At 66.4% G+C, this 13,093-nt stretch carries 16 protein-coding genes and 1 other RNA gene; 11 read left to right on the top strand and 6 right to left on the bottom strand.

Annotated features, from left to right (window positions below; all coding sequences use genetic code 11):
• Positions 1-38 precede the first annotated feature (38 nt).
• Positions 39-1,295: an SGNH/GDSL hydrolase family protein gene (locus ACSYHF_RS08160; RefSeq protein WP_329915806.1), complete on the top strand. Its 1,257-nt coding sequence runs from the start codon at positions 39-41 to the stop codon at positions 1,293-1,295.
• Positions 1,296-1,358: 63 nt separating this feature from the next.
• On the opposite strand, the gene fur is transcribed toward ACSYHF_RS08160, so the two are convergent.
• Positions 1,359-1,766, bottom strand: a complete 408-nt coding sequence (gene fur / locus ACSYHF_RS08155; RefSeq protein WP_005409235.1) for a ferric iron uptake transcriptional regulator — start codon at positions 1,764-1,766, stop codon at positions 1,359-1,361.
• A 103-nt stretch (positions 1,767-1,869) separates the two neighbouring features.
• Between fur and ACSYHF_RS08150 the strand changes: the two genes are divergently transcribed.
• Positions 1,870-2,262, top strand: coding sequence for an outer membrane protein assembly factor BamE (locus ACSYHF_RS08150; protein ID WP_005409234.1), 393 nt, complete (start codon positions 1,870-1,872; stop codon positions 2,260-2,262).
• Positions 2,263-2,296: 34 nt separating this feature from the next.
• On the opposite strand, the gene ACSYHF_RS08145 is transcribed toward ACSYHF_RS08150, so the two are convergent.
• Together ACSYHF_RS08145 and ACSYHF_RS08140 are read right to left on the bottom strand one after the other, a co-directional pair.
• On the bottom strand, positions 2,297-2,554 hold the full coding sequence (locus ACSYHF_RS08145; RefSeq protein WP_005416176.1) for an RnfH family protein: 258 nt from the start codon (positions 2,552-2,554) through the stop codon (positions 2,297-2,299).
• Between the two features lie 3 nt (positions 2,555-2,557).
• Positions 2,558-2,983 (bottom strand): type II toxin-antitoxin system RatA family toxin, encoded by a 426-nt coding sequence (locus ACSYHF_RS08140; RefSeq protein WP_005416175.1) that lies wholly within the window; start codon positions 2,981-2,983, stop codon positions 2,558-2,560.
• 57 nt (positions 2,984-3,040) lie between these two features.
• On the opposite strand from ACSYHF_RS08140, the gene smpB reads away from it, so the two are divergent.
• Together smpB and ACSYHF_RS08130 are read left to right on the top strand one after the other, a co-directional pair.
• The gene (gene smpB, locus ACSYHF_RS08135; RefSeq protein ID WP_005416174.1) at positions 3,041-3,544 is read left to right on the top strand and encodes an SsrA-binding protein SmpB; all 504 of its coding nucleotides are present in this window, start codon (positions 3,041-3,043) and stop codon (positions 3,542-3,544) included.
• Entirely contained in the window at positions 3,541-3,972 is a 432-nt protein-coding gene (locus ACSYHF_RS08130) for a GNAT family N-acetyltransferase (protein WP_111174884.1), read from the top strand. The genes smpB and ACSYHF_RS08130 overlap by 4 nt, the downstream gene beginning before the upstream one ends.
• A gap of 28 nt (positions 3,973-4,000) precedes the next feature.
• Here the strand turns inward: ACSYHF_RS08130 and ACSYHF_RS08125 are convergent, their stop codons facing one another.
• Positions 4,001-4,573, bottom strand: coding sequence for a hypothetical protein (locus ACSYHF_RS08125; protein ID WP_111174883.1), 573 nt, complete (start codon positions 4,571-4,573; stop codon positions 4,001-4,003).
• A gap of 220 nt (positions 4,574-4,793) precedes the next feature.
• Between ACSYHF_RS08125 and ssrA the strand changes: the two genes are divergently transcribed.
• From ssrA to ACSYHF_RS08110, 3 genes are all read left to right on the top strand, one after another.
• Positions 4,794-5,147, top strand: a transfer-messenger RNA (tmRNA) gene (ssrA, locus tag ACSYHF_RS08120).
• A 158-nt stretch (positions 5,148-5,305) separates the two neighbouring features.
• On the top strand, positions 5,306-5,791 hold the full coding sequence (locus tag ACSYHF_RS08115; RefSeq protein ID WP_053499134.1) for a hypothetical protein: 486 nt from the start codon (positions 5,306-5,308) through the stop codon (positions 5,789-5,791).
• Positions 5,792-5,927: 136 nt separating this feature from the next.
• The gene (locus tag ACSYHF_RS08110; protein WP_447576226.1) at positions 5,928-7,949 is read left to right on the top strand and encodes an esterase/lipase family protein; all 2,022 of its coding nucleotides are present in this window, start codon (positions 5,928-5,930) and stop codon (positions 7,947-7,949) included.
• Between the two features lie 17 nt (positions 7,950-7,966).
• On the opposite strand, the gene ACSYHF_RS08105 is transcribed toward ACSYHF_RS08110, so the two are convergent.
• Positions 7,967-9,190 (bottom strand): cytochrome P450, encoded by a 1,224-nt coding sequence (locus ACSYHF_RS08105; protein WP_262221496.1) that lies wholly within the window; start codon positions 9,188-9,190, stop codon positions 7,967-7,969.
• A gap of 379 nt (positions 9,191-9,569) precedes the next feature.
• Between ACSYHF_RS08105 and hchA the strand changes: the two genes are divergently transcribed.
• From hchA to ACSYHF_RS08090, 3 genes are all read left to right on the top strand, one after another.
• Positions 9,570-10,442, top strand: a complete 873-nt coding sequence (gene hchA / locus ACSYHF_RS08100) for a glyoxalase III HchA (RefSeq protein ID WP_447576225.1) — start codon at positions 9,570-9,572, stop codon at positions 10,440-10,442.
• A gap of 4 nt (positions 10,443-10,446) precedes the next feature.
• Positions 10,447-11,151: a PA1136 family autoinducer-binding transcriptional regulator gene (locus tag ACSYHF_RS08095; protein ID WP_111174879.1), complete on the top strand. Its 705-nt coding sequence runs from the start codon at positions 10,447-10,449 to the stop codon at positions 11,149-11,151.
• 240 nt (positions 11,152-11,391) lie between these two features.
• Complete coding sequence (locus ACSYHF_RS08090; RefSeq protein WP_005416166.1) at positions 11,392-12,249, top strand: endonuclease/exonuclease/phosphatase family protein; 858 nt, start codon at positions 11,392-11,394, stop codon at positions 12,247-12,249.
• Between the two features lie 19 nt (positions 12,250-12,268).
• Here the strand turns inward: ACSYHF_RS08090 and ACSYHF_RS08085 are convergent, their stop codons facing one another.
• Positions 12,269-12,532, bottom strand: a complete 264-nt coding sequence (locus ACSYHF_RS08085) for a hypothetical protein (RefSeq protein ID WP_049414598.1) — start codon at positions 12,530-12,532, stop codon at positions 12,269-12,271.
• A gap of 142 nt (positions 12,533-12,674) precedes the next feature.
• Here ACSYHF_RS08085 and ACSYHF_RS08080 point away from each other — a divergent pair, with 142 nt between their 5' ends.
• On the top strand, positions 12,675-13,052 hold the full coding sequence (locus tag ACSYHF_RS08080; protein WP_005416164.1) for a VOC family protein: 378 nt from the start codon (positions 12,675-12,677) through the stop codon (positions 13,050-13,052).
• Positions 13,053-13,093: the final 41 nt, after the last annotated feature.

The following is a 13,093-nucleotide window of genomic DNA, read 5'->3' as shown; positions in this document are numbered from 1 at the left end:
GGAATCACCATGGCGGTCCCTCCACTCGGGACTGCCCGATGAACCGCTTGAGCCAGCTCACCACCACCGCCCTGCTCGCCATGTCCGGCGCCGCCAGTGCCGCATCCGCCCCGCACTGGGTCGCCAGCTGGCAGGCCAGCCCGCAGCCGGTCTGGAACGCGGATTTCCTGTTCCCGACCCTGGTCCCGGCCACGCTGCAGGACCAGACCTTCCGCCAGACGGTGCGTGTCAGCCTGGGCGGCCCGCGGCTGCGGGTGCGGCTGAGCAATGCCTACGGCACCCGGCCGCTGCGGATCGGGGCGGCCAGCGTGGCCGCACGCGCGGGCGCCATCCCGCAACCGCTCAGCTTCGGCGGCCAGCCCGGGGTGTTGATCGGGCCCGGTCAGGAACAGCTGAGTGATCCGCTCCCGCTGGCCACGGATGACCGCCAGGCATTGCAGGTCAGCGTCTTTGTGCCGGGGCCGGCAACCGTTCAGACGTTCCATTGGGAAGGCCGCCAGACCAGCTGGATCGCCCCCGGCGACCAGAGCCGGGCCCAGGCCCTGAGCGCAGCCAGCAGCACCACCGCCCGCCTGCTGCTGACCGGAATTGACGTGGAGGCCGACACCGACGCGCGCAGCGTGGTGGTGATCGGGGATTCGATCACCGACGGTGCCACCGCCAGCCTCGACCAGGACCAGCGCTGGACCGATCATCTGGCCGCGCGCCTGGCAGCGCGGGGCATAGCCGTGGTGAACGCCGGCATTTCCGGGGGGCGGCTGCTGCGCGACGGCATGGGTGAATCCGCCCTGGTCCGCTTCCGGCGCGACGCGCTGGACCAGCCTGCGGTATCCAGTGTGATCGTGCTGATCGGCATCAATGACATCAGCTGGCCAGGTACCGCATTCGCCCGCAACCAGGCCCGGCCCACGCTGAGCGAGCTGCAGGCGGGGTATCGCGCGCTGGCAGAACAGGCCCGCCGCCGAGGTGTGCGGATCGTGGGCGCTACCTTGCCACCGTTCGCTGGCGCCCTGCCCGGCACGCCGCTGGACGACTACTACCAACCGGACAAGGACATCCTGCGCCGCCAGCTCAATGCCTGGCTGCGCACGGACAGCCCGTTCGACGCGGTGATCGACCTGGACGCGGCGCTGCGCGACCCGGCCGATCCCTCACGGATGGCCGTGGCCTACGACTCCGGCGACCACCTCCACCCGGGTGATGCCGGCAACCGGGCCATGGCTGAGGCGGTGGACCTGGAGATCCTGCTGGGCCGCAAGGGGTCGGATCCCTTACCTGAACGGAAAGGGCTCTGACCCCATCAACGAAAAACCCCGGGCAGGCCCGGGGTTTCGTCGCATCCAGCTGGCCGGAACGGATTACTTGCGCTTCTTGCGCACGTACAGCACCAGCGAGTGCTCTTCCAGCTCGTAGCCATGGTCTGCGGCGATCTTGCGCTGCAGTTCCTCGATCTCGTGGCTTTCGAACTCGATGATCTTGCCACTGTCCACGTCGACCATGTGGTCGTGGTGGCCGCCACGGTCCAGTTCGTAGACCGCCTGGCCGCCCTCGAAATTGTGCTTGAGCACGAGGCCGGCGGCCTCGAACTGGGTCAGCACCCGGTACACCGTGGCCAGGCCGATCTCGTCGCCGTGCTCCAGCAGCTGGCGGTAGATGTCTTCGGCGGTCATGTGGTGCTGGGCATTGCGCTGCTCGAGCAGCGCCAGGATCCGCATCCGCGGATGGGTCACCTTCAGGCCGACTTTACGCAGGTCGTGGGTTTCCATAGGTCTCCGTTCATTGGCGATTTAGCGCCAGCTGCCTCGGATTGGGTCGCGGTGGCACGCCGGGAGTGTATCATCGGTTTGATTTCCCCAACCGCCAGTCCCGATGCGCAATCTCCTGTTGGTCGCCGCCGTCGCCCTGTCCACCACCGGGTGCGGCATCATCTACAAGCAACCCATCTATCAGGGCAACCTGATCCGGGAAGATGCCGTGGCCAAGCTGCAGGTCGGGCAGAGCAAGCAGCAGGTCACCGCGCTGCTGGGCACCCCGTCCATTCCCGACCCGTTCCACGCCCAGCGTTGGGACTACACCTCCAGCCAGCGCGTGAACCGCCTGGGTCGTACCGAAGTGAAGAACTTCGTGGTGTTCTTCGAGAATGACACCGTGACCCGCTGGGAAGGCGATTACTTCCCGGGCAACGACAAGGCCCTGGCCCAGCAGACCGTGCGCCAGTTCGGCCGCAACCTGCCGAAGGACAAGAAGAAGAAGGGCCGCTGAGCCCCCTGCCCGTCCGCAGATACGGCTGCCGGAATCAACCGCCGAGTGCGCGACGCCGGCGGTTGTCCTTGGGGTCGGCCAGCAACGGGCGCAGCAACTCGATGCGATCACCTTCCAGCAGTGCCTGCTGCGGGCGAGCCAGCACACCATGCACGGCGACGGCGGGGCAATCGGCACTGCCTTCCAGCGCGGCGGCGGCAATGGCGTCGGCCACGGTCGCACCTTCTTCCAGCTGCAAGCGGCGCGACAGCACCCGCTGCGGCCAGGCCAGCACCACCTCGACCTCGATCATCGCTCAGCCCTCGTCGGCGACGCGGACGAAATCGTTGACCATGCGATCGGCCAGCCCCTGGAAGCCGATCGCCAGCGCCGGACCGAGCAGGCGCGAGCTGGGTTCGAACTCCAGGGTCAGGGTGACCTTGCAGGCATCCTCGGCCAGCGCATGGAATTCCCAGCGGCCGTGCAGCTGCTTGAACGGGCCATCGCGCAGCTGCATATCAATGCTGTGCGGGCGCTGCAGGGTGTTCTCGGTCTGGAACCATGTGCTGAACGAGCCCAGGCCCAGGTCCAGTCGCGCCACCAGGCGGTCCTCGCCCTCCTCAACGATCTGGGCAGCAGAGCACCAGCGGAAACGGCGCGGATAGGCCTGGACGTCGTTGACCAGGTCGAACATGCGCGCGGCCGAATGTTCGACCAGGGCGCTGCGGCGGATAGTAGGCATGAATACAGGACGTTTCGGCAATCGACCGGGCGGGCCCGAATCGGAGACAATACGGAAATGAGCAAGAACAGCGGCAAGGATAAAGCAAAGAGCGCGACGGCCAACAAAACCATCGCGTTGAACAAGCGTGCCCGCCACGAATACCACATCGAAGAGCGCTTCGAGGCCGGCCTCGCCCTGCAGGGCTGGGAGGTCAAGTCGATCCGCGCAGGCCGTGGCAACATCATCGATGCCTACGCCTATGTGAAGCGCGGCGAGATCTACCTGATCGGTGCACAGATCACCCCGTTGATCCAGGCCTCCACCCACGTGGTGGCCAATGACCGGCGCGAGCGCAAGCTGCTGCTGCACCGGAACGAGATCGACAAGCTGATCGGCAAGGTCGAGCGCGATGGCTACACGATCGTGCCCACTGCGATGTACTGGAGCAAGAACAAGATCAAGCTCGAAGTCGCGCTGGCCAAGGGCAAGCAGACCCACGACAAGCGCGATGCCGCCAAGGACCGCGATTGGGCGATCGAGAAGCAGCGCGTGATGCGTCGCGGCAACCGCGACGCATGATCACTCCCATCGGCGCCATGGCGACTGCCAGCGCCGATGAAACGCGCACGTTGTGCGCGCGCCTGCTGGCCTTCAACCAGGCCCACGGCGGCGATGCGTTCGATGAGACCCCAGTCCGCCTCGCCTGGCATGACGAGCACGGCACGCTGCGCGGCGGCGTGCTGGCCGACGTCTGTGCCGGCTGGCTGCAGGTGCATGTGCTGTGGGTGGACCCGGAACTGCGCGGGCGAGGCATCGGTCAGCGACTGCTGGCGGAAGCAGAAGCCGTTGCGCACCGCCATGGCGCCCGCAGCGTGATGCTGGATACCTTCGACTGGCAGGCCGAAGCCTTCTACCTGCGGCAGGGCTACACCGTGTATGGGCGACTGCCCGACTGCCCACCCGGTCACGAGCGGATCTACCTGCGCAAGGCGTTGTCGGGGTCGTAGTCGTGTCGGCGCTGGAGTTGCCTGCCGGTCACCCCGCCAGCACGCCCTGCCCGCGCATGCGCGGTGCCAGCGCGGCCTGCATCACAGCCAGATGCATCACCACCGCCAGTTCGGGCGCATGCCGGTCATCGCCGGCGCGCCACCGCTGCGCCAGCTGGGCTGCGTCGGCCGGCAGCAGGGCCAGCAACTGGGCGTCATCCATCGAATCGGCCGCGCCCTGGAGCTGCTGCGCCATCTGCCGCGACTGCCACACATGCACGCCGATGCTGAGGCTGGCCAGCGACATCAGGACCACGGCCAGCCCGTGCTCGAACCACTGCGACAGCACTTCCGGCCCCCACAGCAGGGCCGCCAACACCGCCAGGCCCGGCAGGCGCCAGCCCAGCCAATGGATGCGACCGCGCTGCGACCAGTGCACCACCACTGCACTGGCGACCAGTGCCGCGGCCGCGGTGGCCGGCAGTTCGGTCAGCCCGGTGGCCGCAAGCAACACCGCCAGCACCGCCCAGACCCAGCCGGGCGGCAGCGCGCGCCGCTGGTAGTCGGCACCGACCGGCCCGATCAGTTGCCGCAGGCTGCGTTGTTGGCTTGCATCGGTCACCCACAGTCTCCGTGTCTGTCCTGGCCCGGATGGTTGCCGCCAGTGTGTCGCAAATTCGTGCCAATGACGTTACCAATCCGCTATGCCGCTGGCTCTACAACTTGTTGTGGATTGCCAAGGTGACTGTTCAGCTGTTTTGGCGTAGCATTGCGAGCGTTGGGCAGGCACTGAGCGTGGCGACACGAAACGGGCCTTGTACCTTGCAGAACTTGAAGAAACCGGGGGTGCATTGGTTTCGACGGGGGTTGTGAAGTCGCCTGGCGCATGCCGAGGGGGTAGCTTTCCTCGTAAATCCAGCTGCAAAACTCTAGTTGCCAACGACGACAACTACGCTCTGGCCGCTTAAGGCCTAAGCCTCGAAACCGCTTGTGTCCATGCTCGCGGTGTAGAGTCACTATCATGGAATCGCGCTGGACGGCTGCCTGTCAGTCCGGCACTAGAACACAACAGGCTGGTTCCCGGATGCGCTTTGCGCACCGTGCTGTTCGGGGACGAGATCCAACGGTGAGCTAAGCATGTAGTGCTGGGGATGGAGTGCCTTCGGACGGCGGTTCAATTCCGCCCACCTCCACCATCTGTATGGCCTGTCGAGGCCGCAAGAAGCCGGATCTCCCGTCAACTGGGGTTCCGGCTTTTTTGTGCCTGCACGTCGCGCAGGACGTGTGGCGCATAATCGGGATGACACCGCCAACACAACAGTTCCTCCATCCGCGACCGCCAGAAGGATCTGCAATGAAAATCGCCACAACCACGCTCGCCCTGTTCCTCACCGCGCTCGCCGCCGCCCCAGCCACGCACGCCGCAGCCCCGGCCATCGCGCCGCCCGGCACCGCCACGCTGGAAGCGCTGCTGGCCTGCAAGGCGGGCTCGGATTTCAGTGCGGCCGACGCCATCGATGCCCTGCAGGCGGCCGGCCTGGCCAAGAAGCCGGGCGGCACCTTCGAGCCGGAGGACAAGCCGGTCGCGCTGTTTGGCGGCACGGTCAACAGTGCCGATGTGACTGTGGCCGAAGGCGAGAAAGGCCTCTTCGTGTACCTGAACGGTGTCGACGCCAAGCGCCTGGCCAGGGACTGGTCGGTGACCGAGGTCAACGAGCATGCCAATACCGAAGAACCTTCGTACGTGAAGCGCATCGACAAGCACCACACCCTGCACGTGATCGCAGGCGACGACTACGAGGGCTATTCGGCGGCGGTGAAGTGCCAGATCAGCCACTGATGGGCTAGGAACCTGCAGCCGGCGCACGGAACTGCCTGAATCTACCAACCGCACTCGCCGCCAAGCCCGACCCAGCCGGTCTATTCCGCTTTGACAGGCCGGCCGCTAGAGTGGCGCCACCGCGCAGGAGGATCGCATGGCTACCACGGGCTTGGGCTTCATCGGCCGCACGACCCTCATCATCACCGTGCTGCTCACCCTGGGCGGCTGCGCGACGCTGCGCCAGTTCGGGCCGTCGGTGCAGGTTGCCTCGGTCACGCCCGGCCAGTACATCGCGCTCAAGCGCGGTGACATCCTGACCTCCGGCAAGCTCAGCGCGGCGACCATTGAGACCCTGCGCGTGGCCGGGCTCGATGAGGGCGTCTGTGCCAAGCCCGGCCTGCCCTGCATCGAGGCCATGGAAAGCAGCATCGTGGTGCGCGAGGAAGACAAGCGCTCCAGCCTGGCCGAGTTGTGGCTGCAGTATGCGATGACCCTGCCGGCGCCAAAGCGCGAGTACTCGGCATCCGGCCGCGCCAAGACCGCAGTCACCGAGCTGGATGCCGACTTCCAGCCACGCCTCGATGCGTGGATGCAGGTCGCGCGCCAGGCCTATGCCTATCTGTTCTTCACCGAGCGCACCGCCAACCAGCGTGGTTTCGAAGACCGCCAGACCCAGGTGCGCGACTACTACAACCTGGCGGTGCAGGAAGCCTCGGTGCAGCTGTACAACGCGTATGCCACCGGCCGCGTGCACGGCCAGGCCAGCCATTTCCAGCTGGGCCGCTGGACCTTCGTGCTGGCCCCTTCAGACCAAGCATCGGCGCTGGACCAGCGTACCCCCAGCGAGCTGGTACCCGCCGCCTCGCTGTCGTTCACCGGTACGCTGCGCAGCGTACATCGCCGCGATGGCTTCGGTGCCGAGCTGGTGGCGGTGATGGATGACCCGGCCGGCAGCACGGCCACCACGCCTCGGGCAGCGGCGCAGGCAACGCAGGCCAGCACTTCGGCCACGCAGAGCTGGAGCGAGATGCCCTCGCCATCGATGACGGTGCTGCTGCGCTTCTCGGGGAACAACCTGTGGGAGGTGCTGCACGATGACGAGCCGGAGCTGGAGATCCACGATCCCTACCAGGTTTCGGAAGTGACCCTGCACGGCCAGCAGGTGCCACTGGCGGCCAACTTCACTGCCGGCTATGCGCTGTGGCTGGCCCGCTCCAACTTCAGCCGACAGTCGTTGCGCACGCTGTTCGGTGGCAAGGGCGGCATCGACACGCCGCATCTGTACATGATGCAGCCCTACGACCCGAACCGCCGCGTGCTGCTGATGATCCATGGCCTGGCCAGCAGTCCGGAAGCCTGGGTCAACGTGGCCAACGAACTGCTGCGCGACGACGATATCCGCAGGGAGTTCCAGGTCTGGCAGTTCTATTACCCGACCAACATGCCCATCGCGATGAGCCACGATGCGATGCGCCACACGCTGACTGAAGTGTTCAAGCACTTCGACCCCAGCGGCAAGGCGCAGGCCTCGCATGACATGGTGCTGGTGGGGCACAGCATGGGAGGGGTGATCGCACGGTTGATGATCTCCTCCTCCGGCGACCACCTGGTCGACACCCTGCTGGCCACCGCGCAGATGACGCCCGCCCAGCGCGAACTGCTGCGCACCAAAGGCGCACCGGTGCTGACCTTCCTGCCAGAACCGGAAGTGTCCCGCGTGGTGTTCATCGCCACGCCGCATCGCGGTACCGACGTGGCGGGCACCCGCCTCGGCCGGTGGATCGGCCGGCTGGTGCGGTTGCCACTGACCGTGCTGGAAGACGTCGCCACCATTGCCAACGACGGCCAGATCGACCGCAATGACGACAAGCACGGCTACCAGATGAACAGCATCCAGAACCTGGACAAGGACGACCCGTTCGTCCGCGCCGTGGCTGACCTGCCGATGTCACCGAAGGTGCACTACCACTCGATCATCGCCCGCGCCAAGGCCGATGGCCCACTTGAGAAGACCGATGACGGGCTGGTGCCCTACTGGAGTTCGCACCTGCCGCACGCGGATTCGGAGAAGGTGATCGTGTCCGGACACAGCGTGCAGGAAGCTACGCCGGCCATCGTCGAGCTGCGGCGGATCCTGCATGAGGACATGCAGGCACACGGGCGAACGGGAAAGTAAGCCGCCGTCCCGACAGATCAGGCACCGGCCTTACGCCGCGAGAACGTGCCATGCAGCGCCGCCGGAATCGCAAAGCCCTCCATGCGCACCTCGGGCCGATAGTCGGCGCTGGGGGTGAAGCGGAACTCGCGTGCCAGCAGCGCGCACAGCAATACCAGCTGTGCATTGCCGACCGCCGATCCCACGCAGGAACGCGTGGGGAAGCCATAAGGCACATAGATGCCGGCGGTACGCTTGCGCCGTTCGGGCAACCAGCGATCGGGATCGAACTGCAGCGGGTCATCCCAGTACTTCGCCGAGCGGTGCTGGATGAACGAGCTCAGCTCGAAGACCGTACCTTCGGCGATGGCCTGCCCTTCCACCTGCAGATCGCAGGCAGCCACCCGACGGTTGTTGAAGGGCGTGGAGTACAGCCGCATCACTTCCTTCAGGAAGCGCATCGTGCAGGGAATCCTGGCCATCGGCAGCGCGTGGATCTCCGCCTCCGAGAGCGGCGCGAATTCCTCCTCGATGCGCTGGCGCCAGTGTGGATGCATCTGCATCGCCAGCAGCAGGCAGGCGGCCATCATGCCGGGCACGCCGGAAATGGCGATCAGCTGCACGGTGACCAGGTAGGTGACCTTGTCCAGGCCAATGCGCTCTCGCAGGCTCAGCAATGACTGCGCGTAATCCAGCGCCGAACGTCCGCTGCGGACACGGTGCTTGAGTTCGGCGGCAATCGCCCGTGATTCGGCACGGCCGATGAGGAAGTTGCGCAGCAGGTGGCGCCGATGGATGACCTGCTCGACCTGGGTGGTGTAGCGCAGATGCAGGGCGCGTTCGATGGCTGCGGTGCCGCGGGCATCGAGCCCGTCGATCACCAGCGGGATCAAGGGATGGGCCATCACTTTCCACACCGCCGGCGTGGCATCCAGCGCATGCCCGCACACCCCATCCAGAGCTTGCCTCATGCGCGACTGCAGTGCCTCCAGGGTCTGTGCTCCGGTGAGCTCAGCACTACAGGTGGCGATCAGGCTGCGCACTTCGGTCCAGCGCACGCGCTCGTGACGGCGGAACAGGTCGGCCAGCGACTCGACCACGAACAGGTGCTCGGAATTCTCCTTGTCGACCTTGCCAGCCAGTTCCGGGCAGAACACCCCAACACCGCCGGTTTCCAGCTTCAGCACAGGCCCTTCGCGCTCCACGCGCGCAGCCAAGCGCTCGGCAGCAATGGCGCTGCCTTCATTCGACATTCCTTGCATGCAGTGCGTCTCCGGCAGGAAGGGACTCGAAAGACGAGTCCCTTCGTCTTGCTACCGCTCAATCGCGGGTTTGGCCCGCAGGATCAGAATTCGACCCACAGCGGCCAGGTATTCCACACGCTGCTCTTTTCGTTCGGATGAATATTCAGAGTGACGCGCAATGCTCGGGCGAATCTTTTCATTTTCATTCCTTTGCTTGCTGTGTGGTTATGCCGGGATTATCCCGGCACTGGCTAGATAACACGACATAATCCCACTGTCCAACCGGCCGGGTGGCGCGCTGCAGCATCCGGGTTGCGGCCGATTGAGGGGAATCCCTCATCGCGCCTGCGCACGCAGCCTCCTATGCTGGGCTCACTTTCCCCCAACGGAGGTCTGCATGAACACGCAAGAGCCCAGCCGCCAGCCCAGCCCCGATCCGGCCGAGCGCGATGCCTTCTTCCCGTCGCCGTATTCGCTGTCGCAGTTCACCTCGCCCAAGAGCGACCTGTCCGGCGCCGACTATCCGGATGCGCGCCGCGATGGCCGCTGGAAGGTGCTGACGATCGCCGCCGACGAGCGCTATCTGCCGACCGCCAATGGCCACCTGTTCTCCACCGGTAACCATCCGATGGAAACCCTGCTGCCGATGTACCACCTGGACAAGGCCGGCTTCGACATCGACGTGGCGACGCTGTCCGGCAACGCCGTCAAGTTCGAATGGTGGGCCTTCCCACACGAGGACAGCGAAATCGGCGCCCTGTACGAACGCTACCAGGAACGCTTCCGCCAGCCGTTGCAGCTGGATCAGGTGGTGGCCGGCCTGGGCGCCGATTCGGACTACGCCGCCGTCTTCATTCCCGGTGGGCACGGCGCGTTGATCGGCCTGCCGGAGAGCGCGGCGGTGAAGGCCGCGCTGCAATGGGCCATGGCCGAGCAGCGCCACATCATCACCCTCTGCCATGGCCCGGCGGCGCTGCTGGCGGCGGGCGTCGACGACGCCGAGGGTGCCTCGCTGTTCCGTGGCTACCGCATCTGTGCCTTCCCCGACGCAATGGACCGGCAGACACCGGGGATCGGCTACATGCCCGGGCAGCTGCGTTGGTTCTTCGGTGAACGGCTGGCCCAGCAGGGGGTGCAGATCGTCAATGAGGGCATCGATGGCAGCGTGCTGCAGGATCGCCTGCTGCTGACCGGCGACAGTCCGCTGGCCGGCAACGCGTTGGGCAAGCTGGCCGCGCGTACGCTGCTCGATGCGCTGGCGGGGCGCTGAGCCAATGCCTGCGCTGGTGCCCGCGCTGCTGGAACTGGAACAGGCGCGGTCATTGCCGGCGGTGGGCGGCGTGCTGCGCGCCGCCGCCTCACCATTGGGCTACGACCGCCTGTTGGTGTTTGCCACCGGAACCGGGCTGGAGCGCGACGCACAGCGTGTGTACTGGATTGAAGGTGACTGGTTCGGCGACGGCAGCGATAGCGGACTCGCCCGCTACCTGCACGCCTGTCCGGTCAACCGCCATGTGCTGGACAGCAATGCGCCGTTCTTCTGGAGCAAGCGCGACGGCGTGCGTGGCGAGCGCTACCAAGTGGTGAAGCAGCCTCGCGGCGATGGCCTGCATGGGTTGCAGGTGCCGGTGTTCGGCCCGACCGGTCTGGAGGGTGCGGTCAGTTTCGCCGGCACCTCGATTGATGCGTCCGCCAGCGCGCGCCTGCTGCTTGAAATGGTCGGCGCGTCAGTCTTCCGCGCGGCGCGGCGGCTTGCCGAAGCGCCGGCCGACATCCGCGCGGGCGCGCTGAGCGCACGCGAACGCGAGGTGCTGCGCTGGGTCGCCGCTGGACGGCGCCAGGCAGAGATAGCGGCCACGCTGGGGCTGTCTGCGCGCACCGTTGAGAACCACCTGCGGCGAGCGCGGCAACGACTGAGCGTGGCCACCACCGCGCAGGCAGTGCGCGCGGCAGGCCGCCGTGGCGAGATTGAAGACTGATCAGGATGGAGGCACTTCCTGCTGCCTGATCAGCGTGCGGCATACGCCCTGTGCATCTGCGCGATTGCAGAAGGCAGGCGACGGGATGAGCTACGACCCGTGATCGCCGGTGCGCGGTCCACCGGGCGGGGCGTTCATCGCCCGCCCGGCATCCGCGAGCCACCCATCCCTGCATAACGCTGCCCTCGCATTCGTGGCATGCTCTGTGAAACCGTTTTCATGGAATGGAGGGATTCCACGATGTTGTCGCGTTTCCGTCGCCCCGCGCTGTCTGCACTGCTGGCGCTTGCCCTGCCTCTGACCAGCGCCTGGGCCGCAGCCCCTGCGCCGTTGAAGGTGATGTCGTTCAATGTGCGCACCCCGGCCGATACCGAACCCGGCAAGCGCTGGCCCGACCGTCGCGATGCGATGGTGAAGGTCATCCTCGACGCGCACCCCGCGGTGATCGGTACCCAGGAGCTGGTGCAGGAGCAGGCCGATTACCTTGCCCAGCACCTGCCCGGATACCGCTGGTTCGGCGAGGGCCGCCGCGGCGGCAGCGGCGACGAGCACATGGGCGTGTTCTACGACAGCAAGGTGCTGGCGATCGAGGAATCAGGCAACTTCTGGCTGTCTGATACGCCCGATGTGCCCGGCAGCATCACCTGGGGCAACCTGTATCCACGCATGGTCACCTGGGCGCTGTTCCGCCGCATCGATGACGGCCGCCGCTTCTATTTCATGGATACCCACCTGCCCTACCGCGACGAGGACGAACCACGCCGGGTGAAGGGTGCCGAGCTGATCGGCAGGCGCGTGGCCGGCCTGGCGGCCGACCTGCCGGTGGTGCTGACCGGTGACTTCAACAGCGAACCCGGCGGCGACACCTACAAGGCATTCACCCGCGTACTGCACGACACCCGTGCCCAGGTGAAGACACCGCAGGGCCCGCGACTGACCTTCCACGATTTCACTGGCAAGGCCACCGCGCAGCTGGACTGGGTGCTGGTGCGCGGTTTCCGCGCGCGCAGCTTCCTGACCGATGACCGCCGCATCGATGGCGTGCTGCCATCGGATCATTTCCCGCTGGTGGTCGAACTGGACTGGCCGAAGCACTGACCCCGCACGGCAGCCGCAGCTACAGCGGCGGCTGCCGCGACAGCAGGCGATACAGGGCCTGATGCTGATCGCGCGCCTGGCAGATGCGGGCCCCTATCGCCAGGAACACGGCGACGCCGATCAGGCCCAGCCCCAGCATCGAATCCTGCAGGCGCAGGAAACCGACCGCTGCGGCCATCGTCGCCAGCACCAGCAGCACCACGACCGCCACTGACAGACCCGCACCCGGTGGACCCGGATCGCCGAACAACATCCGTTGGGTATCCCGCCTTCCGTCCGCCATTGCCTGTCCTCCCGAGTGCCTGACCCACTAGTTACACGGCGAGCCCGCAATCCGGCAGAGTCAGAAACGTCACGAAGGTGAAGACGTACGCGGAATGCACCGCGCTACCCTGCCGCGTACCCCTCGAACTGCGGAGCAGCACATGGCACACCAGAGCCGGCTGGCAGGATTCATCATCGACTGCCAGGACCTTCCCGCCGACGAAGGCGCCCGTTTCTGGGCCGCCGCGCTCGGTCTGCAGGCACAGGCGGCGCGTGCCGAAGGGGGCGCCGAGTATGCCGACCTGCTGGGCGCACCGGCGGGCCTGGACGTTGAAGTCCAGCGGGTCGATCATCCGTCACGGGTGCATCTGGACATCGAGAGCGACGACATCGATGCCGAGGCCGACCGCCTGGAGAAGCTCGGCGCGCGACGGATAGGCTTCGTCAAGCGCTGGTGGGTAATGGAAGCACCGACCGGCCATCGCTTCTGCATCGTGCGCATGCGCGAGCGCGAGGTGCCGGCCAATCAGTGGCCCTGAAAGAGCAAGGGGACGGAAGCCACGGCCTCCGTTCCCCCGGA

The organism is Stenotrophomonas maltophilia group sp. P373, from assembly GCF_053295075.1.
The sequence above is the reverse complement of the archived record's forward strand: the minus strand, read 5'-3'. Positions and strand labels throughout refer to the sequence as shown.

Excerpts from the sequence above, each read along its gene's own strand:
- ACSYHF_RS08090 (WP_005416166.1), top strand. The coding sequence starts at position 11,392 with ATGTTGTCGCGTTTCCGTCGCCCCGCGCTGTCTGCACTGCTGGCGCTT.
- ACSYHF_RS08110 (WP_447576226.1), top strand. The coding sequence starts at position 5,928 with ATGGCTACCACGGGCTTGGGCTTCATCGGCCGCACGACCCTCATCATC.
- ACSYHF_RS08160 (WP_329915806.1), top strand. The coding sequence starts at position 39 with ATGAACCGCTTGAGCCAGCTCACCACCACCGCCCTGCTCGCCATGTCC.
- ACSYHF_RS08145 (WP_005416176.1), bottom strand. The coding sequence starts at position 2,554 with ATGATCGAGGTCGAGGTGGTGCTGGCCTGGCCGCAGCGGGTGCTGTCG.
- ACSYHF_RS08130 (WP_111174884.1), top strand. The coding sequence starts at position 3,541 with ATGATCACTCCCATCGGCGCCATGGCGACTGCCAGCGCCGATGAAACG.
- ACSYHF_RS08150 (WP_005409234.1), top strand. The coding sequence starts at position 1,870 with ATGCGCAATCTCCTGTTGGTCGCCGCCGTCGCCCTGTCCACCACCGGG.
- ACSYHF_RS08140 (WP_005416175.1), bottom strand. The coding sequence starts at position 2,983 with ATGCCTACTATCCGCCGCAGCGCCCTGGTCGAACATTCGGCCGCGCGC.
- hchA (WP_447576225.1), top strand. The coding sequence starts at position 9,570 with ATGAACACGCAAGAGCCCAGCCGCCAGCCCAGCCCCGATCCGGCCGAG.
- ACSYHF_RS08105 (WP_262221496.1), bottom strand. The coding sequence starts at position 9,190 with ATGCAAGGAATGTCGAATGAAGGCAGCGCCATTGCTGCCGAGCGCTTG.
- fur (WP_005409235.1), bottom strand. The coding sequence starts at position 1,766 with ATGGAAACCCACGACCTGCGTAAAGTCGGCCTGAAGGTGACCCATCCG.
- ACSYHF_RS08085 (WP_049414598.1), bottom strand. The coding sequence starts at position 12,532 with ATGGCGGACGGAAGGCGGGATACCCAACGGATGTTGTTCGGCGATCCG.
- ACSYHF_RS08080 (WP_005416164.1), top strand. The coding sequence starts at position 12,675 with ATGGCACACCAGAGCCGGCTGGCAGGATTCATCATCGACTGCCAGGAC.
- ACSYHF_RS08115 (WP_053499134.1), top strand. The coding sequence starts at position 5,306 with ATGAAAATCGCCACAACCACGCTCGCCCTGTTCCTCACCGCGCTCGCC.
- smpB (WP_005416174.1), top strand. The coding sequence starts at position 3,041 with ATGAGCAAGAACAGCGGCAAGGATAAAGCAAAGAGCGCGACGGCCAAC.
- ACSYHF_RS08095 (WP_111174879.1), top strand. The coding sequence starts at position 10,447 with ATGCCTGCGCTGGTGCCCGCGCTGCTGGAACTGGAACAGGCGCGGTCA.